Source organism: Pseudomonas sp. S2_C11 (genome assembly GCF_054668395.1).
This window is the reverse complement of sequence record NZ_CP162765.1, coordinates 2,948,612-2,970,901: the sequence shown is the minus strand read 5'-3', so window position 1 is coordinate 2,970,901 and position 22,290 is coordinate 2,948,612. Positions and strand designations below refer to the sequence as shown.

Annotated in this window: 20 protein-coding genes; 13 read left to right on the top strand and 7 right to left on the bottom strand. The window is 59.8% G+C overall.

Annotated elements, in window-relative coordinates:
- The first annotated feature begins 180 nt into the window (after positions 1-180).
- Together AB4N48_RS13390 and AB4N48_RS13385 are read left to right on the top strand one after the other, a co-directional pair.
- Positions 181-1,152, top strand: coding sequence for an IS110 family RNA-guided transposase (locus tag AB4N48_RS13390; protein WP_056786210.1), 972 nt, complete (start codon positions 181-183; stop codon positions 1,150-1,152).
- A gap of 268 nt (positions 1,153-1,420) precedes the next feature.
- A complete protein-coding gene (locus AB4N48_RS13385; RefSeq protein ID WP_016774208.1) occupies positions 1,421-2,035 on the top strand; it encodes a GNAT family N-acetyltransferase in 615 nt (204 codons plus the stop codon).
- Here AB4N48_RS13385 and AB4N48_RS13380 read toward each other — a convergent pair.
- Together AB4N48_RS13380 and AB4N48_RS13375 are read right to left on the bottom strand one after the other, a co-directional pair.
- The gene (locus tag AB4N48_RS13380; RefSeq protein WP_460093615.1) at positions 2,001-2,894 is read right to left on the bottom strand and encodes a LysR family transcriptional regulator; all 894 of its coding nucleotides are present in this window, start codon (positions 2,892-2,894) and stop codon (positions 2,001-2,003) included. The two genes, AB4N48_RS13385 and AB4N48_RS13380, sit on opposite strands and share 35 nt — an antisense overlap.
- Before the next feature lie 85 nt (positions 2,895-2,979).
- A complete protein-coding gene (locus tag AB4N48_RS13375) occupies positions 2,980-3,210 on the bottom strand; it encodes a hypothetical protein (protein ID WP_041480622.1) in 231 nt (76 codons plus the stop codon).
- Between the two features lie 183 nt (positions 3,211-3,393).
- On the opposite strand from AB4N48_RS13375, the gene AB4N48_RS13370 reads away from it, so the two are divergent.
- Both AB4N48_RS13370 and AB4N48_RS13365 read left to right on the top strand, forming a co-directional pair.
- Entirely contained in the window at positions 3,394-3,951 is a 558-nt protein-coding gene (locus tag AB4N48_RS13370) for an NADPH-dependent FMN reductase (RefSeq protein WP_039763234.1), read from the top strand.
- Positions 3,952-4,100: 149 nt separating this feature from the next.
- Entirely contained in the window at positions 4,101-5,384 is a 1,284-nt protein-coding gene (locus AB4N48_RS13365; protein WP_095179577.1) for an arsenic transporter, read from the top strand.
- A 115-nt stretch (positions 5,385-5,499) separates the two neighbouring features.
- On the opposite strand, the gene AB4N48_RS13360 is transcribed toward AB4N48_RS13365, so the two are convergent.
- Positions 5,500-6,450 (bottom strand): DUF1853 family protein, encoded by a 951-nt coding sequence (locus AB4N48_RS13360; protein ID WP_460093614.1) that lies wholly within the window; start codon positions 6,448-6,450, stop codon positions 5,500-5,502.
- Between the two features lie 114 nt (positions 6,451-6,564).
- On the opposite strand from AB4N48_RS13360, the gene AB4N48_RS13355 reads away from it, so the two are divergent.
- From AB4N48_RS13355 to pepN, 6 genes are read left to right on the top strand one after another with little or no spacing between them, the layout of a single operon-like run.
- Positions 6,565-7,455 (top strand): NAD(+) kinase, encoded by an 891-nt coding sequence (locus AB4N48_RS13355; RefSeq protein WP_041480619.1) that lies wholly within the window; start codon positions 6,565-6,567, stop codon positions 7,453-7,455.
- Positions 7,455-8,426 carry a metallophosphoesterase gene (locus AB4N48_RS13350; RefSeq protein ID WP_095179579.1) on the top strand — a complete coding sequence of 324 codons (972 nt, stop codon included), beginning with the start codon at positions 7,455-7,457 and terminating at the stop codon, positions 8,424-8,426. Before AB4N48_RS13355 ends, AB4N48_RS13350 begins: the two co-directional genes overlap by 1 nt.
- Positions 8,423-9,292: a rhomboid family intramembrane serine protease gene (locus AB4N48_RS13345; RefSeq protein ID WP_056784680.1), complete on the top strand. Its 870-nt coding sequence runs from the start codon at positions 8,423-8,425 to the stop codon at positions 9,290-9,292. Before AB4N48_RS13350 ends, AB4N48_RS13345 begins: the two co-directional genes overlap by 4 nt.
- 34 nt (positions 9,293-9,326) lie before the next feature.
- Positions 9,327-9,587 (top strand): YeaC family protein, encoded by a 261-nt coding sequence (locus AB4N48_RS13340; protein ID WP_016774215.1) that lies wholly within the window; start codon positions 9,327-9,329, stop codon positions 9,585-9,587.
- Positions 9,584-10,414 carry a DUF2797 domain-containing protein gene (locus AB4N48_RS13335; RefSeq protein ID WP_186569239.1) on the top strand — a complete coding sequence of 277 codons (831 nt, stop codon included), beginning with the start codon at positions 9,584-9,586 and terminating at the stop codon, positions 10,412-10,414. The genes AB4N48_RS13340 and AB4N48_RS13335 overlap by 4 nt, the downstream gene beginning before the upstream one ends.
- A 10-nt stretch (positions 10,415-10,424) precedes the next feature.
- Positions 10,425-13,082, top strand: a complete 2,658-nt coding sequence (pepN, locus tag AB4N48_RS13330) for an aminopeptidase N (protein WP_460093613.1) — start codon at positions 10,425-10,427, stop codon at positions 13,080-13,082.
- Positions 13,083-13,192: 110 nt separating this feature from the next.
- Here the strand turns inward: pepN and katG are convergent, their stop codons facing one another.
- The gene (gene katG, locus AB4N48_RS13325; RefSeq protein WP_460093611.1) at positions 13,193-15,469 is read right to left on the bottom strand and encodes a catalase/peroxidase HPI; all 2,277 of its coding nucleotides are present in this window, start codon (positions 15,467-15,469) and stop codon (positions 13,193-13,195) included.
- A gap of 260 nt (positions 15,470-15,729) precedes the next feature.
- Between katG and AB4N48_RS13320 the strand changes: the two genes are divergently transcribed.
- Positions 15,730-16,158 carry a hypothetical protein gene (locus AB4N48_RS13320; protein ID WP_095179584.1) on the top strand — a complete coding sequence of 143 codons (429 nt, stop codon included), beginning with the start codon at positions 15,730-15,732 and terminating at the stop codon, positions 16,156-16,158.
- A gap of 9 nt (positions 16,159-16,167) precedes the next feature.
- Here AB4N48_RS13320 and AB4N48_RS13315 read toward each other — a convergent pair whose 3' ends face one another.
- A complete protein-coding gene (locus AB4N48_RS13315) occupies positions 16,168-18,378 on the bottom strand; it encodes an LTA synthase family protein (RefSeq protein WP_460093609.1) in 2,211 nt (736 codons plus the stop codon).
- 327 nt (positions 18,379-18,705) lie between these two features.
- Between AB4N48_RS13315 and AB4N48_RS13310 the strand changes: the two genes are divergently transcribed.
- Positions 18,706-19,722, top strand: a complete 1,017-nt coding sequence (locus AB4N48_RS13310; RefSeq protein WP_150742724.1) for an ABC transporter substrate-binding protein — start codon at positions 18,706-18,708, stop codon at positions 19,720-19,722.
- Positions 19,723-19,940: 218 nt separating this feature from the next.
- On the opposite strand, the gene AB4N48_RS13305 is transcribed toward AB4N48_RS13310, so the two are convergent.
- Both AB4N48_RS13305 and AB4N48_RS13300 read right to left on the bottom strand, forming a co-directional pair.
- Complete coding sequence (locus AB4N48_RS13305) at positions 19,941-20,420, bottom strand: copper chaperone PCu(A)C (protein ID WP_406228794.1); 480 nt, start codon at positions 20,418-20,420, stop codon at positions 19,941-19,943.
- A complete protein-coding gene (locus tag AB4N48_RS13300) occupies positions 20,420-21,025 on the bottom strand; it encodes an SCO family protein (protein WP_016774221.1) in 606 nt (201 codons plus the stop codon). The genes AB4N48_RS13305 and AB4N48_RS13300 overlap by 1 nt, the downstream gene beginning before the upstream one ends.
- 273 nt (positions 21,026-21,298) lie before the next feature.
- Here AB4N48_RS13300 and AB4N48_RS13295 point away from each other — a divergent pair, with 273 nt between their 5' ends.
- Positions 21,299-22,225, top strand: coding sequence for a Gfo/Idh/MocA family protein (locus AB4N48_RS13295; protein ID WP_460093608.1), 927 nt, complete (start codon positions 21,299-21,301; stop codon positions 22,223-22,225).
- Positions 22,226-22,290: the final 65 nt, after the last annotated feature.

Sequence of the window (22,290 nt, the reverse complement as noted above, 5' to 3'; positions counted from 1 at the left end):
ACTTGGAAGCCGCGCAGCTCCTTAGGCTTTTTGCCTGTGACGTAGATCGTGCTCCAGCCCTCCACACTCACTCGTACAGTTCGCACGGTATCTTGGGCCCGCCTGCGGCGAGAGCCCGCATTCGCAAGGTTGGACAGAGTGACGTGATGATCGCAACAGGGAACAAGTGGAGAATCAATCATGTCCGGTTTCGTTGGCGTCGACATCGCAAAGAACACCTTTGATATCGCTACACACCAGCCCAACGGCAAGCACAAAACCAAGGCCAAGCTGGCCAACGATCCAAAGGGCTTTAAAGAGTTTGAGGCGTGGCTAGAAAAAAATGCCGAGCGTTCGGCCCTGATCGTGATGGAAGCCACCAGCGTCTACCATTTGGAGCTCGCGGAATTCGTTTACAACAAAGGCTTCCGGGTCTGCGTCGTGAACCCGGCTACGACCAAAGCGTACGCTGACAGCGAACTGCGCCGCATCAAGACTGATAAAAGCGATGCCAAACTGATCGCCGACTTTGCCCGGGAAAAGGATCAAAAACTTCACCCATGGGCGCCTGAGCCGCTGAAATACCGCCAGTTAAAAGCAATGGTGCGCCGCCTGGATGACCTTCAGGAAATGGAACAAATGGAGCTCAATCGTCTGGACGTTTCCGACGAAAAGGTCAAAGACTCGATCAACTCCGTTCTGCGCCATATCGAAAAAGAGATCGTAGAAACGCATAAGGCGATCAAAAAACACATCGATGACGACCCGGATATGCGTCAGATGCGGGATCTCATCGTAACCATCGACGGCATCGGACAAAAAACGCTTGAACGATTGCTCGCCGAACTGGGTGACTTGCGCAAATACAGTGATCCTCGCCAACTGGTCGCTGCTGCAGGGCTCAATCCAAAGCTGCAGGAATCAGGAAAGCTCAAAGGTCACACCCTGATCTCAAGAGTAGGGTCAGCACGGCTGCGTGCAGGCCTTTACATGCCTGGCATGGTGGCGCTGAAACACAATAAGGCGATCAAGGCGATGAAAGAACGCCTGGAAGCCAATGGCAAGGCCCCCAAGCAGATCATCTGCGCAGCAATGCGCAAGCTGCTGCACTTCGTTTACGGAGTGCTCAAGTCAGGACTGCCATATGACCCGAAACTTGCGCTTGCCCGGTGAGGCTCAAGACGGTATCTACGGGGATTGCATTCCATAGTAGGGACCAGGAAGGCAGCGATTTTTTGCGTTTGGCGACATGGAGCCAACTTGCCACTCTCGCCACATTCGTCGCAACCCTCTACCCTGAGTGCACTGGTCAGGTGCAAATCTGCCGCCTCAGGACACTGAGTCTCATGTACAAAGAGTTGAAATTTGCGCTGGCAATCATCCATCGCGACGGTAAGGTCGACACCGTCGGCTGCGTCAAGGAATGAGGACTTTTCCCAGTATGCAACCGGTCATGAATCCGAAATACCCAGGGTTGTCGGTGCGTGTAGCCGACGAAGGTTTTGCGCCGTATATCTGGGGCAGCGACTTCAGTTTCGAGGTCGCTGCCTACGGCGCTGCCGTGATCGGCAAACCGGTCGAGCAGTGGCCGGTAACGCCAATCGTGCCGTACCGCAAGTGCTACGGCATCGATCCCGAAGAATTCAGCGCCTTTCACAACGCGCCCGACAGTGCGATTTTCATGGCGTATCTGGACGACGAGCCGGTCGGCCACCTGGTGATCAGCACCAACTGGAACGGCTTTGCCCATATCGATGAACTGGCGGTGCACGCCCCGGCCCGTCGCCACGGCGTGGCCAAGGCGTTGCTTGATGTCGCGCAGTTCTGGAGTCGCAAGAAGAAGCTGCCGGGCATCATGCTCGAAACCCAGAACAACAATCTCGGTGCCTGTCGTCTGTATGAGCGCTGCGGTTATGTGATCGGCGGCATCGACCAGTTGCGCTATCGCGGCATCGATCCGCATACCGCCGAAGTCGCGTTGTTCTGGTATCGCCTGTTCGATAATCCGCTGGAAAAACCACTCAGCTCGACAACATCGCCTCGGCTTGTTCCGTGACGATGGTCAGCAGTGTCTGAATCGCCGCCGACGGCGCGGCATGTTTGAAGGTCAGGGCGTAGAGGCTGATCGGCACCGCCGGTGACAATGGGCAGACGTCCAGACCACCGGCGCGGGCGCCCAGAGCGGTGAACGGATCGACGATGGCCAGACCCTCGCCGGCCTCGACCATGCTGCGCATCATCTGATGGGTCTGCACGCGGGTCTGAATGCTTGGCGCCGGGCGCAGGGCCTGAAGTTTGTTTTCCAGCGCCGGGCTCAGCGGATCCTGACCTTCGAGACCGACCATGGCCTGACCGGCCAGATCCGCGAGGGAAATGTATTTCTGTTTCGGCTGCAGCCAGCCGTGCGGAGCGAGCAATTGCAGCTTGCCCTGGGCCAACGGCTGGCAGTGGATATCGGAGTGTTCGGGATCGTGCAGGCTCAGGCCCAGATCGCTTTCGCGCAGTAACAGGCTGCGGACGATGTCGCGAGTCGGCGCGCTGAGCAGGCTGCACGGTGCGTCGGGCAGGCGTCGACGCAGAGTCGCAAGGCTTTGTGGCAGCAATTGCTGGGCCAGCGGCGGGGTGCCGATGATGCGCAGGGGTGGGGCGAGGTATTGCTTGAGGCTGCTGGCCAGACGCTGCACCGGCTCCAGCGCCTCATAGATGTGCGCGATTTCCACTTGCAGGGCGCGCGCTTCGGGGGTCGATTGCAGGCGACCGCGAACGCTGGCGAACAGCATGAACCCCAACTGACTCTCGGCTTCGCGCAAACGCTCTTCGACCTCGGTCACCGGCAGTTGCAGCCATTCGGCGGCGGTGCCCAGGTGACCGGTCTGCAAGAGCGCCTGAATCACTTCGATGTGGCGTAAACGCATGCGTGAAGTCCATGTTCAGCAGGTGGGGTCAGACGCTGAATCCTACCCCAAGTCCGCTCGCATGACTTCTGCTCATAATGCAGGGTTATGAAGCAACGGTTGGCTCGGGTTCGCGGATCAGGGTAATGCCTGATTGAACCAGGAGAAACTCGCTGTCACTGACCTTGTTGACCCGATCGCCAATGGCGAGTTTGTAAATGGGCTCCGAGCCAGTGGATCCGTCTGCAGACGGGTTCGATTCCTGGAATTCATGCACGGAATAAACGCGGCCTTCCGCATCTCTTGCATGAAACTGACCGACGAGTACTGCTGCCATCTGCTTAGAACCTCTGGAGATAAAACGCTTGATTTGCGGCTTTGTAGACCGTCAGCAAGCTCGGTAAGTTTTCCTACATGAAAAAAATATTCCTCGCGCAGGAAAAACCAATGACCACTGGTGAAAATGTCACTGGATCATCTATAACTAGCGACTCTTCCCACGGACCATCGAGAGTCATCCATGAGCAATGTCTACAACGTCGCTGTAGTGGTCGGTAGCCTGCGCAAAGCATCGATCAATCGCAAAGTCGCACTGGCCCTCGCCGAACTGGCACCGGCCAATCTCAAACTCGAGATTGTCGAAATCGGTGAACTGCCGCTGTACAACGAAGACATCGACGGCGATTCTCCGCCGGCAGCCTACAGCACTTTCCGTCAGAAAGTGGCGTCATCCGACGCGGTGCTGTTTGTTACCCCCGAGTACAACCGCTCGATCCCGGCACCGTTGAAGAACGCCATCGACGTCGGTTCGCGCCCTTATGGCCAGAGCGCGTGGAGTGGCAAACCCGGCGCGGTGATCAGCGTATCGCCAGGCGCCATCGGTGGCTTCGGCGCCAACCAGCATCTGCGCCAGACCTTCGTTTTCCTCGATATTCACTGCCTGCAACAGCCGGAAGCCTACCTGGGCGGCGCCGGTAATGCGTTCGACGAAGCGGGCAAACTGAGCGACTCGGTGAAACCGTTCCTGCAGAAATTCATCGATGCGTACGGCCAGTTCGTCGAGCAACACAAGAAATAAATTTACCGAAACTCACTGTGGGAGCGAGCCTGCTCGCGAAGGCGGACTGTCAGATAACAATTTCTAGTCTGACACACCGCTTTCGCGAGCAGACTCGCTCCCACATTTGTTCGATTTCCACCCGTTTCGCTATTTGAAGGCTTCTGCGAATGCTCGCTGCGTCACTGATTTTCCTGCTGACCATCACCCTCGTTATCTGGCAACCCAAAGGTCTCGGCGTCGGCTGGAGTGCAACGTTGGGCGCCGTGCTGGCGTTGATTTTTGGCGTCGTTCACCTCACGGACATCCCGCTGGTCTGGCAGATCATCTGGAATGCGACCGGCACCTTCGTCGCGCTGATCATCATCAGCCTGTTGCTCGACGAGGCTGGTTTTTTCAACTGGGCGGCGCTGCACGTGGCGCGTTGGGGGCGGGGCAGTGGGCGCAAATTGTTTGCCTTCATGGTGCTGCTCGGCGCGCTGGTCTCGGCGCTGTTCGCCAATGACGGTGCGGCGCTGATTCTCACGCCGATCGTGATTTCGATGCTGTTGGCGTTGCGCTTTTCACCGGCGGCGACGCTGGCATTCGTCATGGGCGCCGGGTTCATTGCCGACACGGCGAGCCTGCCGCTGGTGGTATCGAACCTGGTCAACATCGTTTCGGCGGACTTCTTCCACATCGGCTTCAACCGCTATGCAGCGGTGATGGTGCCGGTGAACTTCGTCAGCGTGGCGGCGACGTTGGGCATGTTGCTGTGGTTTTTCCGTCGCGACATCCCGGCCGCTTACGATCCGGAACAGCTGGAAAACCCGCACACCGCGATCCACGACAAAGCGACGTTCTACGCCGGTTGGGCGGTGTTGGTGATCCTGTTGATCGGCTGCTTTGCCCTCGAACCGCTGGGCATTCCGATCAGCGCAATTTCGGCGGTGTGCGCCGCGCTGCTACTGGGTATTGCCGCGCGCGGCCACAAGATCTCCACGCGCAAGGTTATGAAAGAAGCGCCGTGGCAAATCGTGATTTTCTCGTTGGGCATGTACCTGGTGGTGTACGGCCTGCGCAATGCCGGACTCACCGGTTACCTCGCCGGGTGGCTGGACGTATTCGCCGGCCACGGGGTGTGGGGCGCGGCGATGGGCACCGGGGTGCTGACGGCGCTGCTGTCGTCGATCATGAACAATCTGCCAACGGTACTGATCGGCTTGCTGTCGATCGACGCCAGTCAGGCCAGCGGCGTGATCAAGGAAGCGATGATCTACGCCAACGTGATCGGCAGCGACCTGGGGCCGAAGATCACTCCGATCGGCAGCCTGGCGACCTTGCTGTGGCTGCACGTGCTGGAGCGCAAAGGCATCCATATCGGCTGGGGCTATTACTTCCGTGTCGGGATTGTGTTGACGGTGCCGGTGTTGCTGGTGACGTTGGCGGCATTGGCGGTGCGGTTATCCCTATAGACCGAGTTGCTCTTTTCGCGAGCAGGCTCGCTCCCACAGGGATCGCATTCCACATTTGAAATGCATTCTCTGTGGGAGCGAGCCTGCTCGCGAATTGGGTCGGACACCACAAATCTCAGGTTTGGCCGGGGACATTCGGCCAAAGATCCGCCACCAGAAACAACCGCTCCGCCTCTTCCCATTCGCCTTGGGCATTCTCGGTCAGGCGTACCATCAACTGCGCCGGGGCCAGTGCTGGCAGGTCTGCCAGCCACAAACGCAGGTGCTCATCTGTCCAGACCTGATCCGCCGGGTAATGCGCCGGCGCCAGCCACGCATGGCGGGGCAGGGGTTGCCAGCGGCCCGGCGGGCGCTGTGCGACAAACGCCGGCCAGTCCTTCTGATGCAGCCAACTGCCACGCAGATGTTGTGGATGCGCGCCGTTCGGTGAGTCGGCCTGGCCGGGCCACGGATACAGCAGATAGCCGCCCAGCCACAACTGCGCGCTGAAGGTTTCGATATCCAGTGTCGCGAGCACCTCGCGGCTTTCCGGGCGCGCCGAGATCGGCAATTGATGCTCGGCCAGATGTGCCAGTTTGCGATCCAGCCGGTCATGACAACCCGGCCCCAGCCACTGCGCGGGATCGCGGCCATCGCCATCCTGCGGGCCAAGGTAGAGCTTGATCGCCAGTTCCAGATGATGCACGCCGTCGCGGTCACGCAGCAGCATGTCGAGTTCGCCGAGGGTGTGCCCGGCGCGGCGAATCGGCAGGTTGGCGGCGATCAGTTCGATGCCCGGCGCATGCGAGACGGCGAACTGCCAAAGACGCTCGTAATACAGACCCAGACGCCGGGTGCGCGCCTGCGACAGCCATTGCAGCAGGCCGTAACTGTCGCGGTCGAGCTGGTGCAGCCAATGTTCGAGGCGCTGCGGGTCGTGCACCCAGTCGCTGCCGGCAAGCGGATGGCGCTGGGGCCACGGCGTGGCGGCGAGCATCGGCGGCGCGAGGATCACCCACGCCAGGTCCCGCACTTCGGGATGGCGTAATCGATGGGGCAATTGCAACAAGTCGGGGAACAGGATCATCTTGCGAGCATAGCCTTAAACCTGAGTGCACCCTTGAGGCTGAAAGGATTTTGTCTATCTGGCGCTTTCGCCCATAATCGGGTTTTCGCGTTTTCGATTGTCCGCAGAGGTCCCATGGAGCAATTTCGTAATATCGGCATCATCGGTCGCCTGGGCAGTTCCCAGGTGCTGGATACCGTCCGCCGACTGAAACGCTTTCTGCTCGACCGTCACCTGCATGTGATCCTCGAAGACACCATCGCTGAAGTCCTGCCCGGCCACGGCCTGCAAACCTCGTCGCGCAAGATGCTCGGCGAAGTCTGCGACATGGTCATCGTCGTCGGCGGTGACGGCAGCCTGCTCGGCGCCGCGCGAGCGCTGGCCAGGCACAATATTCCGGTGCTGGGCATCAACCGTGGCAGCCTTGGCTTCCTCACCGATATTCGCCCCGACGAGCTGGAAATCAAGGTCGCCGAAGTGCTCGACGGCCACTATCTGGTAGAAAACCGTTTCCTGCTGCAAGCCGAAGTGCGTCGCCATGGCGAGGCCATCGGCCAGGGCGATGCGCTCAACGATGTGGTGCTGCACCCGGGCAAATCGACGCGGATGATCGAATTCGAGCTGTACATCGACGGCCAGTTCGTCTGCAGCCAGAAGGCCGACGGCCTGATCGTCGCGACGCCGACCGGCTCCACTGCCTACGCGTTGTCTGCCGGCGGGCCGATCATGCATCCCAAGCTCGACGCTATTGTGATTGTGCCGATGTACCCCCATACCTTGTCGGGACGGCCGATCGTGGTCGATGGCAACAGTGAGCTGAAAATCGTCGTGTCCAAAGATATGCAGATCTACCCGCAGGTGTCCTGCGACGGGCAGAACCACTTCACCTGCGCACCGGGCGACACCATTACCGTGAGCAAGAAAGCGCAGAAGCTGCGCCTGATTCATCCGCTCGATCACAATTACTACGAGGTGTGCCGCACCAAGCTTGGCTGGGGCAGCAAGCTGGGGGGCGGAGGCGACTGATGCTCGATCCCGCGCGCAGTTACGACCTGATCGGTGACGTGCACGGATGCGCCATGACCCTCGAACACTTGCTGGACCGTCTCGGTTATCACAAGCAGGGCGGGGTCTGGCGGCATCCGTCACGCATGGCGGTGTTCGTCGGCGACATCATCGACCGTGGCCCGCGCATTCGCGAGGCGCTGCACATCGTTCACGACATGGTCGAGGCGGGGCAGGCGCTGTGCATCATGGGCAACCACGAATTCAACGCGCTCGGCTGGGTCACCCCGGCGCCACCGGGCAGCGGCAAGCAGTTCGTGCGCGAACACACCAAGCGCCATGCGCGGCTGTTGCAGGAAACCCTGAGCCAATTCGAGGACCATCCCGGTGACTGGCATGACTTCCAGCAGTGGTTCTACGAGTTGCCGCTGTTCGTCGATGCCGGGCGGTTTCGCGTCGTCCACGCCTGCTGGGATGCCGGGCTGATCGAGCCGCTGCGGGCGCTGTTCCCCAATGGCTGCGTCGATGAGCATTTCCTCCAGGCCTCGGCGGTGCCCGGCAGCTTCGCTTGCACTGTGTTCGATCGCTTGCTGCGCGGCACTGACATGCGCCTGCCGGGTGGCCTGACCATGACCAGCGGCGACGGTCTGGTGCGTTCGTTTTTCCGCACCAAGTTCTGGGAGGACGACCCGAAAACCTATGGCGACATCGTGTTTCAGCCCGATGCACTGCCGGAACCTGTCGCGCAGACGCCGCTGACGTCCACTGAAAAGAATTCCCTGCTGCGCTATGGCGTCGACGAGCCGTTGCTGTTCGTCGGCCACTACTGGCGCAGCGGCAAACCGGCGCCGATCCGCCCGAACCTCGCGTGCCTGGATTACAGCGCCGTGCTCTACGGCAAACTGGTGGCCTATCGTCTGGACCAGGAAACGCGCCTGGATCCGCAAAAATTCGTCTGGGTCGATGTCGAGCGGCCGGAGGTGCTGCAATGAGTGCGATAGCGGTATTGCGCCTGCCGTTGGCGGTGGATTTGAGCGGTTTCGTCAAGCTGCTGCAACGCATGCAAGTGCCCCATCGGGTCAGCGAAGAGGCGGGCGAGCAGGTGCTGTGGGCGCCGGAGGAAATCAGCGAGGACGTGCGTTCCTTGTACGAGCGCTTCCCGGCAGGCGACCCGGATCAGCAACTGGACATTCCCGTGGGCCAGACCTTCAAGCGCCCGGGTTTCGCCGAACAGCTGAAACACGCCAAAGCCACCGGGTTGATTCTGCTGTTGAGCCTCATCGTCGGTGGCCTGACCTTTCTCGGCGAAAACCTGGAAACGCTGCGCTGGCTGACCTTCCTCGATTTTCGCGTGATCGGTGAGTACATCCACTTCACGCCGCTGGCCGACAGCCTCGCGGCGGGGCAGTGGTGGCGGCTGGTCACGCCGATGCTGATCCACTTCGGCATCCTCCATCTGGCCATGAACGGCATGTGGTATTGGGAGCTGGGGCGGCGCATCGAGTCGCGCCAGGGCAGCATCAACCTGATCGGCCTGACGCTGTTGTTCAGTCTGGTGTCCAACTACGCCCAGTTCGTCTGGAGCGGCCCGAGCCTGTTCGGCGGTCTGTCTGGTGTGCTTTACGGCTTGCTCGGGCATTGCTGGATCTTCCAGTTGCTGGCGCCGAACCCGGCCTATCGTCTGCCGCGCGGCGTGCTGGTGATGATGCTGGTATGGCTGGTGGTGTGCATGTCCGGGCTGATCTCGCTGATCGGTTTCGGCCAGATTGCCAACGCCGCGCACCTGAGCGGGTTACTCATCGGATGCTTTACCGGTTTGTTGGGCGGTTTGTATAACCGCCGTAAACTGGCCGCCTAACATTTTTGTTTCAGCAAAGAGCACGGAGACCCTGATGTCCTCTTTCAACGACATGATCAACAACATCACCCCGGACATCTACGAAAGCCTGAAACTGGCCGTGGAAATCGGTAAATGGTCCGACGGCAACAAGCTCACTGCCGAACAGCGCGAGCTGTCGTTGCAGGCGATGATTGCCTGGGAAATCCAGAACCTGCCGGAAGACCAGCGCACTGGCTACATGGGCCCGCAAGAATGTGCGTCGAAGTCGATCGAAGTGCCGAACATCCTGTTCAAGTCGGATGCCATCCATTGATCGAGATTGGCCGCGGTGCAATCAGCAAAATGTCGGCGCGTCTGGACGGGTCGAACGTGCAGTACGCGTTTCGTCTGGATGACGTCGAGGTGCCGGTCAATCCGTTGATCGGCAGCACGCTGCGTCTGGAGTTTTTGGGGGCGATTCACTGCACCCATTGCGGGCGCAAAACCAAAACCAGTTTCAGTCAGGGCTATTGCTACCCGTGCATGACCAAACTGGCGCAGTGTGACCTGTGCATCATGAGTCCGGAGCGCTGCCACTTCGACGCCGGCACCTGCCGCGATCCGGAGTGGGGCGAGAAATTCTGCATGACCGACCATGTGGTTTACCTGGCCAATTCGTCAGGCATCAAGGTTGGCATCACCCGTGCTACGCAGTTGCCGACCCGCTGGCTCGACCAGGGTGCGAGTCAAGCCTTGCCAATCATGCGTGTATCAACACGCCAGCAATCGGGGTTTGTCGAGGACCTGTTCCGCAGCCAGGTGGCGGACAAGACCAACTGGCGCGCGCTGCTCAAAGGTGATGCGGCGGCGGTGGATCTGGCGCAGGTGCGCGATCAGTTGTTCGAAAGCTGCGCCGAAGGCCTGCAAGGGTTGCAGGAGCGATTCGGCCTACAGGCGATTCAGACGATTGCCGATGTCGAACCGCTGGAAATCCGCTATCCCGTCGAGCAATACCCGGCGAAAATCGTCAGCTTCAACCTGGACAAGAACCCGATTGCCGAAGGCACGCTGCTGGGGATCAAGGGCCAGTACCTGATCTTCGACACCGGCGTGATCAACATTCGTAAATACACGGCGTACCAGCTCGCCGTGCATCAATAAGGATTCCAGCATGCGCACCGAACAACCGAAGATGATCTATCTCAAGGACTATCAGGCGCCCGAGTACCTGATTGACGAAACGCACCTGACCTTCGAGTTGTTCGAGGACCACAGCCTGGTTCACGCGCAACTGGTGATGCGCCGCAACCCGGAGCGCGGCGCCGACCTGCCGCCGCTGGTGCTCGACGGCCAGCAACTCGAGCTGCTCTCGGTAACGCTGGCGGATCAGGAGCTGAGCGCCGCTGACTATCAAGTCTCCGACAGCCACCTGACCCTGCAACCGACCAGTGAAACCTTCACTCTCGACACCAGCGTGCGCATCCATCCGGAAACCAATACCGCGCTGGAAGGCCTGTACAAGTCCGGCACGATGTTCTGCACCCAGTGCGAGGCCGAAGGCTTCCGCAAGATCACCTATTACCTCGACCGCCCGGACGTGATGAGCAAGTTCACCACCACCGTCGTGGCCGAACAGCACAGCTACCCGGTGTTGCTCTCCAACGGTAACCCGATCGCTTCCGGCCCCGGCGAAGACGGCCGGCACTGGGCGACCTGGGAAGATCCGTTCAAGAAACCGGCGTACCTGTTTGCGCTGGTCGCCGGTGATCTGTGGTGCGTCGAAGACACCTTCACCACCATGAGCCAGCGCAACGTCGCGCTGCGCATTTACGTCGAGCCGGAAAACATCGACAAGTGCCAGCACGCGATGAACAGCCTGAAGAAATCCATGCGCTGGGACGAAGAGGTCTACGGTCGCGAGTACGATCTGGACATCTTCATGATCGTCGCGGTCAACGATTTCAACATGGGCGCGATGGAGAACAAGGGCCTCAACATCTTCAACTCCAGCGCCGTGCTGGCCCGCGCCGAAACCGCCACCGACGCCGCGCACCAGCGGGTCGAGGCGATCGTCGCCCATGAATACTTCCACAACTGGTCGGGCAACCGCGTGACCTGCCGCGACTGGTTCCAGCTGTCGCTCAAGGAAGGTTTCACGGTGTTCCGCGATGCCGGTTTCTCCTCGGACATGAACTCGGCGACGGTAAAGCGCATTCAGGACGTGGCGTACCTGCGTACCCACCAGTTCGCCGAAGATGCCGGGCCGATGGCCCACGCCGTGCGCCCGGATAGCTTCATCGAGATTTCCAACTTCTACACTCTGACCGTGTACGAAAAAGGCTCGGAAGTGGTCGGCATGATCCACACCCTGCTCGGTGCCGAAGGCTTCCGTAAGGGCAGCGATCTGTATTTCGAACGCCACGACGGTCAGGCCGTGACCTGCGACGACTTCGTCAAGGCCATGGAAGATGCCAATGGCGTTGATCTCAGCCAGTTCAAACGCTGGTACAGCCAGGCCGGCACACCGCGTCTGGCCGTCAGCGAGTCCTACGACGCAGCGGCGAAAACCTACAGCCTGACCTTCCGCCAGAGCTGCCCGCCGACCCCGGACAAGGTGGAAAAACTGCCGTTCGTGATCCCGGTCGAGCTCGGCCTGCTCGACAGCCAGGGCAATGAAATCGCTCTGCGTCTGGCTGGTGAAGCTTCGGCACAAGGCACCACTCGGGTGATCTCGGTGACCGAAGCCGAGCAGACCTTCACCTTCGTCGACATCAACGAACAGCCGCTGCCATCGCTGCTGCGCGGCTTCTCGGCACCGGTGAAACTGAGCTTCCCGTACAACCGCGATCAACTGATGTTCCTGATGCAGCACGACAGCGACGGCTTCAATCGCTGGGATGCCGGTCAGCAACTGTCGGTGCAAGTGCTTCAAGAGTTGATCGGCCAGCATCAGAAAGGCGAGAGCCTGAAGCTCGATCCGCGTCTGGTGTCGGCACTGCGCACGGTTCTGTCCGACGAGTCGCTGGATCAGGCGATGGTTGCCGAAATGCTCTCGCTGCCGGGTGAGGCCTATCTCACCGAGATCAGCGAAGTGGCTGACGTCGAGGCGATTCACGTCGCTCGCGAGTTCGCCCGCAAGCAACTCGCCGAAGGCTTGTTCGAAGCGCTGTGGCTGCGTTATCAGGCCAACCGCGATCTGTCGAAAAAGACTCCGTACGTGGCCGAGGCCGAGCACTTCGCCCGTCGCGCCTTGCAGAATATCGCCCTGTCGTACCTGATGCTCAGCGGCAAGCCGGAAGTGCTGGCAGCGGCGCCGGAGCAATTCGAGGCTGCCGACAACATGACCGAGCGCCTGACCGCGCTGGCGGTGCTGGTCAACTCGCCTTTCGAAGAGCAGAAGGCCCTGGCTTTGGCCAGCTTCGCCGAGCACTTCAAGGACAATCCGCTGGTCATGGATCAGTGGTTCAGCGTGCAGGCCGGTAGCACCTTGCCGGGCGGTTTGGCGCGGGTGAAGGCGTTGATGCAGCACCCGGCGTTCAACATCAAGAACCCGAACAAGGTGCGGGCACTGATCGGCGCGTTCGCCGGGCAGAACCTGATCAACTTCCACGCGGCGGACGGTTCCGGTTATCGCTTCCTTGCCGATCTGGTGATCGAACTGAACGGCTTCAACCCGCAGATCGCCTCGCGCCAACTGGCCCCGCTGACCCGCTGGCGCAAATACGACAGCGCGCGTCAGGCGTTGATGAAGGCTGAGCTGGAGCGGATTCTGGCGTCCGGGTCGCTGTCCAGCGATGTGTATGAAGTGGTGAGCAAAAGCCTGGCGTAACGCCGATTAAATGTTGGGGCCTTTAATTGATCGTTCCCATGCTCTGCGTGGGAACGATCAACAAAAAAATGCCGCTCAACGAGCGGCATTTTTATTGGCACAACAAACAGCTATTTACGCAGATCAAACCGATCCAGATTCATCACCTTCGTCCAGGCCTTGACGAAATCGTTAACGAAATGCGCCTTCGCGTCGGAACTGGCATAGACCTCGGCCAAGGCGCGCAATTGCGCATTGGAGCCGAACACCAGATCCACCCGCGTCGCCGTCCACTTTGGCGCCCCGGTCTTGCGGTCACGGCCTTCAAACTCATCAGCATCCCGTGACGTTGGGGTCCACTCCACGCCCATGTCCAGCAGGTGGGTGAAGAAGTCATTGCTCAGCGTTTCGGTTTTATCGGTGAACACGCCATGCCGCGTCTGGCCGACATTGGTGTTCAATACCCGCAAACCACCCAGTAGCACGGTCATTTCTGGTGCCGTGAGAGTCAGCAACTGCGCCTTGTCGATCAGCAGGGTTTCTGCCGCAACCGTGTATTTGCCTTTGCTGTAATTGCGGAAGCCATCGGCGATCGGTTCGAGGAAGCCGAACGATTCGACATCGGTCTGCTCCTGCGAAGCATCGACGCGGCCCGGTGAAAACGGCACCGACACCGAATGCCCGGCGTTCTGCGCGGCTTTTTCCACCCCGGCATTACCGGCCAGGACGATCAGGTCCGCCAACGAGATCTTCTTGCCATTGGCAGCAGAACCGTTGAACTCGTTCTGAATGCTTTCCAGCGTGCTCAGCACTTTGTCCAGTTGTTCGGGCTGGTTGGCCTGCCAGAACTTCTGCGGGGCCAGACGCAAGCGTCCGCCGTTGGCGCCACCGCGCTTGTCCGAGCCGCGGAACGTCGACGCCGCCGCCCACGCGGTCGAAACCAGTTGCGACACCGACAGTCCTGAATTCAGCACCTTGGTTTTCAGCGCCGCAGCGTCGCTGTCGTCAATCAGCGGGTGCGTCACGTCGGGCAGCGGGTCTTGCCAGAGCAATTCCTCTTGTGGCATTTCCGGGCCGAGGTAGCGAGAGAGCGGACCCATGTCACGATGGATCAGCTTGTACCAGGCGCGGGCGAATGCGTCGGCGAGCTGATCGGGATTGGCCAGGAAACGCCGGGAGATCTGCTCGTATGCAGGATCGAAGCGCAACGCCAGGTCGGAGGTGAGCATGGTCGGCGAGAGCTTCTTGTTCGGATCGTGAGCGTGGGGAACGGTGCCTGCACCCGCGCCGTTTTTCGGTTGCCACTGATTGGCGCCCGCCGGGCTTTTGGTCAGCTCCCACTCGAAGCCGAACAGGTTTTCCAGATAGTTGTTGCTCCACTGCGTTGGCGTGGTGGTCCAGGTCACTTCCAGACCACTGGTGATGGTGTCGGCGCCTTTACCGGTGCCGAAGGCGTTTTTCCAGCCCAGACCCTGTTGCTCCAGACCGGCCGCTTCCGGTTCGGGGCCGACATTGTCAGCCGGGCCGGCGCCATGGGTCTTGCCGAACGCGTGGCCGCCGGCGATCAGGGCCACGGTTTCTTCGTCGTTCATGGCCATGCGGCCGAAGGTTTCGCGAATGTCCTTGGCCGAGGCCACCGGATCCGGGTTGCCTTCCGGGCCTTCAGGGTTGACGTAGATCAGGCCCATCTGCACGGCGGCGAGGGGATTTTCCAGATTGCGTTCGCCCTGATCGGTGCGGCTTTCTTCACGGCCATGCAAATCGGGCTCAGCCACCAGCGTGCCGTCACCGGGCTCTTGCACTGGGCCATTGCTCTTGCCGTAACGGTTGTCGCCGCCCAGCCACTCGGTTTCCGAACCCCAGTACACATCTTCATCCGGTTCCCAGACATCGGCGCGGCCCCCGGAAAAACCGAAGGTCTTGAAGCCCATGGACTCCAGCGCGACGTTGCCGGTGAGCACGATCAGGTCGGCCCAGGAAATGTTGCGCCCGTATTTCTGCTTGATCGGCCACAGCAGGCGGCGGGCCTTGTCGAGGCTGACGTTGTCCGGCCAGCTGTTGAGCGGGGCGAAGCGTTGCTGACCGGAGCCGGCGCCGCCACGGCCGTCGGCGGTGCGATAGGTCCCGGCGCTGTGCCAGGCCATGCGCACGAACAGTGGGCCGTAATGGCCGAAATCGGCTGGCCACCAGTCCTGAGAATCAGTCATCAGTGCTTTGATGTCTTGTTTCAGCGCCTGGAAGTCGAGGCTTTTGAAGGCTTTGGCGTAGTCGAAGTCCTGGCCCAGTGGATCGGACTTGGGGGAATGCTGGCTGAGGATTTTCAGATTGAGTTGATTCGGCCACCAGTCACGGTTCGTCGTACCGCCGCCGGCGGCGTGGTTGAACGGGCATTTCGATTCGTTTGCCATGTTCGGATCCCTATCAGGTCTGCGGCCGGCTCGTGCCGACTTCGGACTGGTAAGGCTAGACCCGAGTTGGCAAGTCGGCTAATAGCCGCAGTCTTGGCAGGCGATAGGCAGGCTCTTTTGCTACCTCGATATCGTGATGCAAAAGCGGCGTTATTTCGAAGCGATCTTAAAAACTGTCAGCTTTGACAGTGGTTGATACCACGCAATCACAATATGTTGGAGTCAACGCAACGTCACCTTCACCTCAAGGGAATATCGACATGTCTCAGGACGAAACAAGTGACCTTCTGAACAAACGAAATGCTACCGGTAGCTTTGTCGCGTTTCTCGATGACGTTAAATTTTTGGAGAGCAAGTTATGTGTTTATGCAGAGACCGAGACGGAATTTATCATCATCGGAACTGACGATTTTATACACACGGTCGAGTTGTCTGTGCCGAATGCGTTGGAGGGAGATGGTCCTCACACAGTGACTTTTCCAACCATGGGACGGTATTGGAAGGTTATGATCAATCATTTTGACCAACCCATTATTGAGGGTGAACTCATCGTCACCTTTGCCAATTTTCGCAAAAACGTAGCAGGCACTTTTGCTCTGGATCTGGGAAAAGCCAGGAAAGTGACAGGCAAATTCGATCTTACACTCGATACCCCGAAGCAAAGTGACAGGCGAGTGCAGCCTTTATAGATAAAAACGTCAACTCGATTGCGCGGTGTCGTCCTCGGGCACGTCATCAAGAATGTCATCCTGCCCAGGCAGTTCAGTGATCACGCTGAAGTCCGATACTTCAACCGCGCCATTGCCGTAGCCCAGCAAATGGAACGAGAAGGCTTTGCGCGGCTGCGGGTTTTCAAAGCTGAAATCCATCTCCAGCGGCTGATCCGCCGTGGCTACCATCTCTGCTGGCAGGCCCAGTTGCACGTCCTGTTCAAATTCCTTGGCCTTGAGCTGAATGTACGCCGCCTGCTGCGGATCGACCGAGCGCACGGTCAGGCGCACGCGGGTGTGCGAGCCTTTGGGCATTTCCAGGTATTGCGCGCCGATCAGGTTGTCAGCCCAGTCATCCTTGATCTGCGCTTGCAGAGGGATGATGTTGTTGCTGCCGAACTGGTAGCGATGATTGAGCGGTGTGCGCAGCAAGGACAGGTCCAGCGCATCGGCGCGCGCGGCGATTTGCCGGGCCGGGTGGCCGCTGTAGGTGCCTTTGTATGTGGCACTTTCGGCGATGAAGCCGGTGCTTTGGTAATAGCGGCAGCGGCGCGGCAGATCGCACTCGGAGAAGATGCCCTGACCGTTGTGGTAGCGCAGTTTGCCGTTGGTGAACGACATGATTTCTCGCCCCGAATCGTAGTCGCGAAACAGCGACCGCCCGCTCAGCGCAGTCGGCACCGGCAGGTCGAAATAGTCGAGGATCGAGGTGCTCAGATCGACGTGACCATAAACCCCGGCATTCAGACGCGGCAGTTGCGCCTGCTCCGGTGCCAGCGTCAGGTTGAAACCCCACGAGGAGGCCAGCCGCACGCCGTCGATGCCATGGGATTCATCCGAGGTGATCACCACCAGTGTGTCCTTGAGAACTCCTTGGCGCTCCAGCCCTGAAAGAAACTGATCCAGCGCATCGTCGAGATAACCGACGGCAGCCTGCTTGGGCGTCTCATAACGCTGCAGATAATCCTCCGGTGCGGAGTAGGGCTGATGGGTGCCGACCGTCAGCAGGGTCAACATCCACGGCTGCTTTTGCTTTTTCAACTGGCCGACGTAATCCAGCGCACCTTCGAAAAACGCCTTGTCATCCTTGCCCCACGGGAACTCCAGATAGTTGCTGTTGCTGAACCATTCCAGGCCGTGGGTCGCATCGAAACCGATGTGCGGCATGATCTTGTCTTTGGCCATGAAGCGCAGGCCGGCGCCCTGCAAGTAATGAGTGCTGAAGCCGTGTTCGCGCAGCTGCGCCGGCAGGCAGGCCTGGTTGCGTTCGTTGAGGGTGAGCATTTCCACGCCTTTGGGCGTGCCGTTGTTGAGCTTGTCGTAGTCACCGCACAGCATGGCGTACAGACCACGAATGGTCTGATGGGTGTGCAGCACGTAATCCGGAGTGTTCATGCCGCGCTCGGCCCAGCGGCTGAGGTTGGGCATCAGGTCTTCCTGGTAATGACTGCCGATCGCTTCGCGGTTGGCGCGGATGTAGGCGCCGGGAATGCCTTCCAGGGCAATGATCAGCACATTGCGCGCCTGACCCGGCGCGGCCAGCAGCTTCTGGCCATTGAGGTCGACGTCGGTGAGCCCGGCCATCGCCGGTGTCGGTTCTTCGACGTCGCCGTCCAGCCACTCTTCGGCCTGGATCTGCAAGTCGGCCACTTCGCTGGCGAGCAATTGATGCGGCAGGTTGTACAAACGCCAGGCATCGCCGTCATTCGGCCACAGGTTTTGCGCGCCCCAGTGCGCGGCGAACAAAACGATCGGCGCGGCCCAGGCAGCGCGCGGCAATGCCGGCCGAGCCAGACCGCGCCCTATAAATTGGGCCAGCAGCCAGAAAACCAACGCACCCAGCAAAGCAATGGCCAGGGCAGGGTGCGCAAGTCCGCCGCCAGTGGAGTTCTCGACGAACTGCGGGTCGATCAGGTAGTGAACATCCGAAGGCGTCGGCAGGCGGCCGACGGCGCTGACCAATTCTGCCGTGGCGATCGCCAGCAGCGCCCAAAACACCAGCACCGGCAAGGCCAGCCACCACATACGGCGATGCAGCGCTACCACCAGCAGACTACCCACGGCCAGATCCGACAAAAAGCCCAGCGGTGTCGACCAGCCCAACGCTGCACGCAGGCACACCGGCACGATCATTACCAAAACGATTAGAGAAAGAAGGCGGGCATTCGGCCGCCGCAGCCAGTTGAAAAGAGCGCTCACAAAAAAGGCCTGCTTGTCATCAAAGGGTCAAAAAAGTGTGGGTGATGATATCAAGGGCAGGAAGGCTGATCGGCTTTTTAAACCTGCGGCCGGCGATCCCCGAAACGGCGCGTGCCCATAGCGGGCGTGGGTTGTGGGAAGTAGTGCCATTTTTCCCGAGGGCAGTTTTTTGTTTCAGACTGTTGTAGGTTCATCCACTGCTCCTGAATTCCAGCAGCAGACGTCAAATCGCTCAGTGCTATCGATATGCGATAAGGATATTTAATTTCTGTTTTTTATAGCTATAAAGTCAGGCCTTTCAGCCCACCCCCATGCTGCGAGGTTGTCATGGCCACACCGTTCAAACGTTCTGCGCTGACTCTGTTGGCCGCTACTCTGGCAGCGGGTGCGCTGTTCAGTAGCGGCGCCCAAGCCGAGGGTAAGATCAGCATCGCCCAGCAATTCGGCATTGGTTATCTAATCCTTGATGTCGTGCGCGATCAACAACTGATCGAGAAGCACGGCAAGGCTCAGGGGCTGGACATCAAGGTCGACTGGAACAGCATTTCTGGCGCCACGGCCATGAATGAGGCGCTGCTCACCGGAGCGCTGGACGTCGTCTCGGCCGGCGTGCCGCCTATGCTCACAGTGTGGGACCGCACCAAGGGCAAGCAGAACGTCAAAGCCATCGCCGCGCTGGGCTCGATGCCCAATTACCTGCTGACCAACAACCCGAACATCAAAACCCTCAAGGACTTCAGCGACAAGGACCGTATCGCCGTGCCGGCCGCCGGCGTGGGTTTTCAGTCGCGCACCCTGCAGATTGAAACCGCCAAGGAGTTCGGCGACGACCAGTTCAAGAAATTCGATAACATTTCAGTCAGCCTGCCGCACCCGGACGCCACCGCCGCGCTGATCGCCGGCGGCTCGGAAATCAATTCGCATTTCTCCAGCCCACCGTTTCAGTACCAGGCTCTGCAAAACCCGAACGTGCATAAAGTGCTGAGCTCCTACGACATCCTCGGCGGCCCGGCGACGTTCAACGTGCTCTACACCACGGAAAAATTCCACGACGAAAACCCGAAAACCTACAAGGCGTTCTACGACGCACTGGCCGAAGCCGAGCAGATCATCAAAGCCGACAAACCCGCGGCTGCCCAGGCCTACATCCGCGTCGAACAATCGAAACTGCCGCTGGCTCTGGTCGAGCAAATCGTCAAAGACCCGGAAATCGACTTCACCGTCGTGCCACAACGCACGTTTATATATGCCGAAAAATTGCAGGAACTGGGTGTGTTGAAAAACAAGGCGGCGAGCTGGAAGGATTACTTTTTTGAAGAGGCGCATGGTGGTGCGGGGAGTTGAGGGATTGGGCATCAGCCGGAACTACTGTAGGAGTGAGCTTGCTCGCGAAAGCGGAGTTTCAGCCACAGATGAGTTGACTGACCTGACGCCTTCGCGAGCAAGCTCGCTCCCACAGGTTTAGCCGCGTAAACCCTCTTCCGGGCAAAAAAACGGGGCGGCCCGATCATCGATCAGGCCGCCCCGTTTATGTGTCGGGCGAACAGTCTTTCCGTCAGCGATCAATGCATCTTGCTGTGATCGTGGCCGCCCATGTTGGTCAGCGCGCGGACCGGTGCCTTGACTTCAATGGTTTCTTTCTCGCCCTTGACGTTTTCCACGGTCAGGGTCAGCGGCACGCTGTCGCCTTCCTTCAACTGACCGCTCAGGCCCATCAGCATGACGTGGTAGCCGTTCGGGTCGAAGCTCACGGCTTTGCCGGCAGGCAGCTCAACGGACTTCACCGGGCCCATGGTCATCACATCGTTCTTCATGCTCATTTCATGAATCTGAACGTCCTTGGCCACTGGCGAGGCAACGCTGAGCAGCTTGCTGTCGGTGTCGGCAGTGACGGTCATGAACGCGCCGCTGGCGGACTGGGTCGGCACGGTGGCACGGACCCAGGCATCGTCGACTTTGGTCTGCGCCGACACCTGGAAGGCCAGGCCGAGCAGGGACAGTGCACATACGGTGCGTTTGAGGTGATTCAGAACGGGATGCATCAGCAGACCTCCATAACAGTAAGCAAATCTTCCGTGCACTCTTGGGCTGTCAGCGAAGTGGACAGGCCCAGGCGCAACTCACCACGCGAGTCGTAGACGTAGCTGGTGGACGTATGGGAGATGGTATAGGTGTCGCCGGCCGGGACCTTCTCGTAGAACACGTCGAATTCCTTGGCGGTGGCCTTGGTTTCCTCAAGTGTGCCGTACAGCGCGACGAAGCTCGGATCGAAGGCTTTGACGTAGGCGTCGAGGATCTGCGGCGTGTCGCGCTCAGGGTCAAGGGTGATGAACACCACTTGCAGGCGGTCGCCGTCGCGGCCCATGAGTTTCTTGATCTGCGCGGCGCGGGCCAGGGTGGTGGGGCAAACGGCCGGGCATTGGGTGAAGCCGAAAAAGATCATCGGCATCATCCCGCGAAAGCTCGACAGCGACATGGTTTCGCCTTCGGGATTCTTCAGCTTGAAGGTGCGTCCGAGGATCTTGTCGCTCAGATCCTTGCCGTACTTGTACGACAGTTGGCCACGGGTATCGCAACCGGCGAGCAGGCCGAGCCCGAGCACGCCCATTCCCGCAAGTACCTTGCGGCGAGTCAACAAAGCCGTCATCTAATACCGCCTTTTGCAGCCCGCGAGTCGGCAGGACTGGCGGGGGGTTAACCGTAAAAGCGCCGCATGATAGCAAACTGAGGCTGATCGCCGGCTGCCGATCGCCGCGCGGTGCGGGATCGGACGACAAAAGGTGTAAGAAGAAATGACGAATAAGCGATGCGTTCGCCGCGACCAAACTTGATTTAAATAGTATGACGATTGGACGCGAGCGCAGAAACACGTACTCTTGCCGCTGCGCTGCAAAGACCAAAACAACAACAGGAGTCTGTAATGCAACCGATTCGTCTCGGCCTGGTGGGCTACGGCAAGATCGCCCAGGATCAACACGTCCCCGCCATCCTCGCCAACCCGGCGTTCCAGTTGGTGGCGGTCGCTACCCAAGGCAAACCTTGCGTCGGCGTGGAAAACTTCCAGTCGCTGGGCGAGCTGCTCGAGAACGGCCCGAGCGTCGATGCCATTGCTTTCTGCACGCCGCCACAAGGGCGCTTCGCGCTGGTGCAACAGGCATTGGCGGCCGGCAAGCACGTGCTGGTGGAAAAACCTCCCTGTGCGACATTGGGCGAGGCTATGGCCCTGGTCGATCAAGTCGCCGATCAAGGCGTCAGCGCTTTGTTCGCCTGGCATTCACGCTACGCACCGGGCATCGCCGCCGCCCGCGACTGGCTGGCCAGCCGCACCCTGCAAAGCGTACAGATTGACTGGAAGGAAGACGTGCGCAAGTGGCATCCGGGTCAGGCATGGATCTGGCAACCGGGCGGCCTCGGCGTCTTCGACCCGGGCATCAACGCGCTGTCGATCGTCACCCACTTGCTGGCGCTGCCGCTGTTTGTCGAAGCCGCCGAACTGCGCGTGCCGAGCAACTGCCAGTCGCCGATTGCCGCCTCGATCAAAATGTCCGATGCGCAGCAGTTGGACGTTCGCGCCGAGTTCGATTTCGACCATGGCCACGACGAACTGTGGAGCATCGAAATCCGCTGCGCCGAAGGCGTCCTGCGCCTGGACAACGGCGGTGCCGTGCTGAGCATCGACGGCGTCCGGCAAAGCGTATCGGAGGAGGGCGAGTACGCTGCGGTCTATCGCCACTTCCAGCAATTGATCAGCGACAAGGCCAGCGACCTGGATCTGCAACCGTTGCGCCTGGTGGCGGACAGTTTCTTTGTCGGTAGTCGGGCGTTGGTTGAGCCGTTTTACGATTGAGTGAATTTCAGCTTGAGTCGTCAGGGTGCGTAAGCAGGTCTGCGTCGCGCAGACCGCAAGGTCAA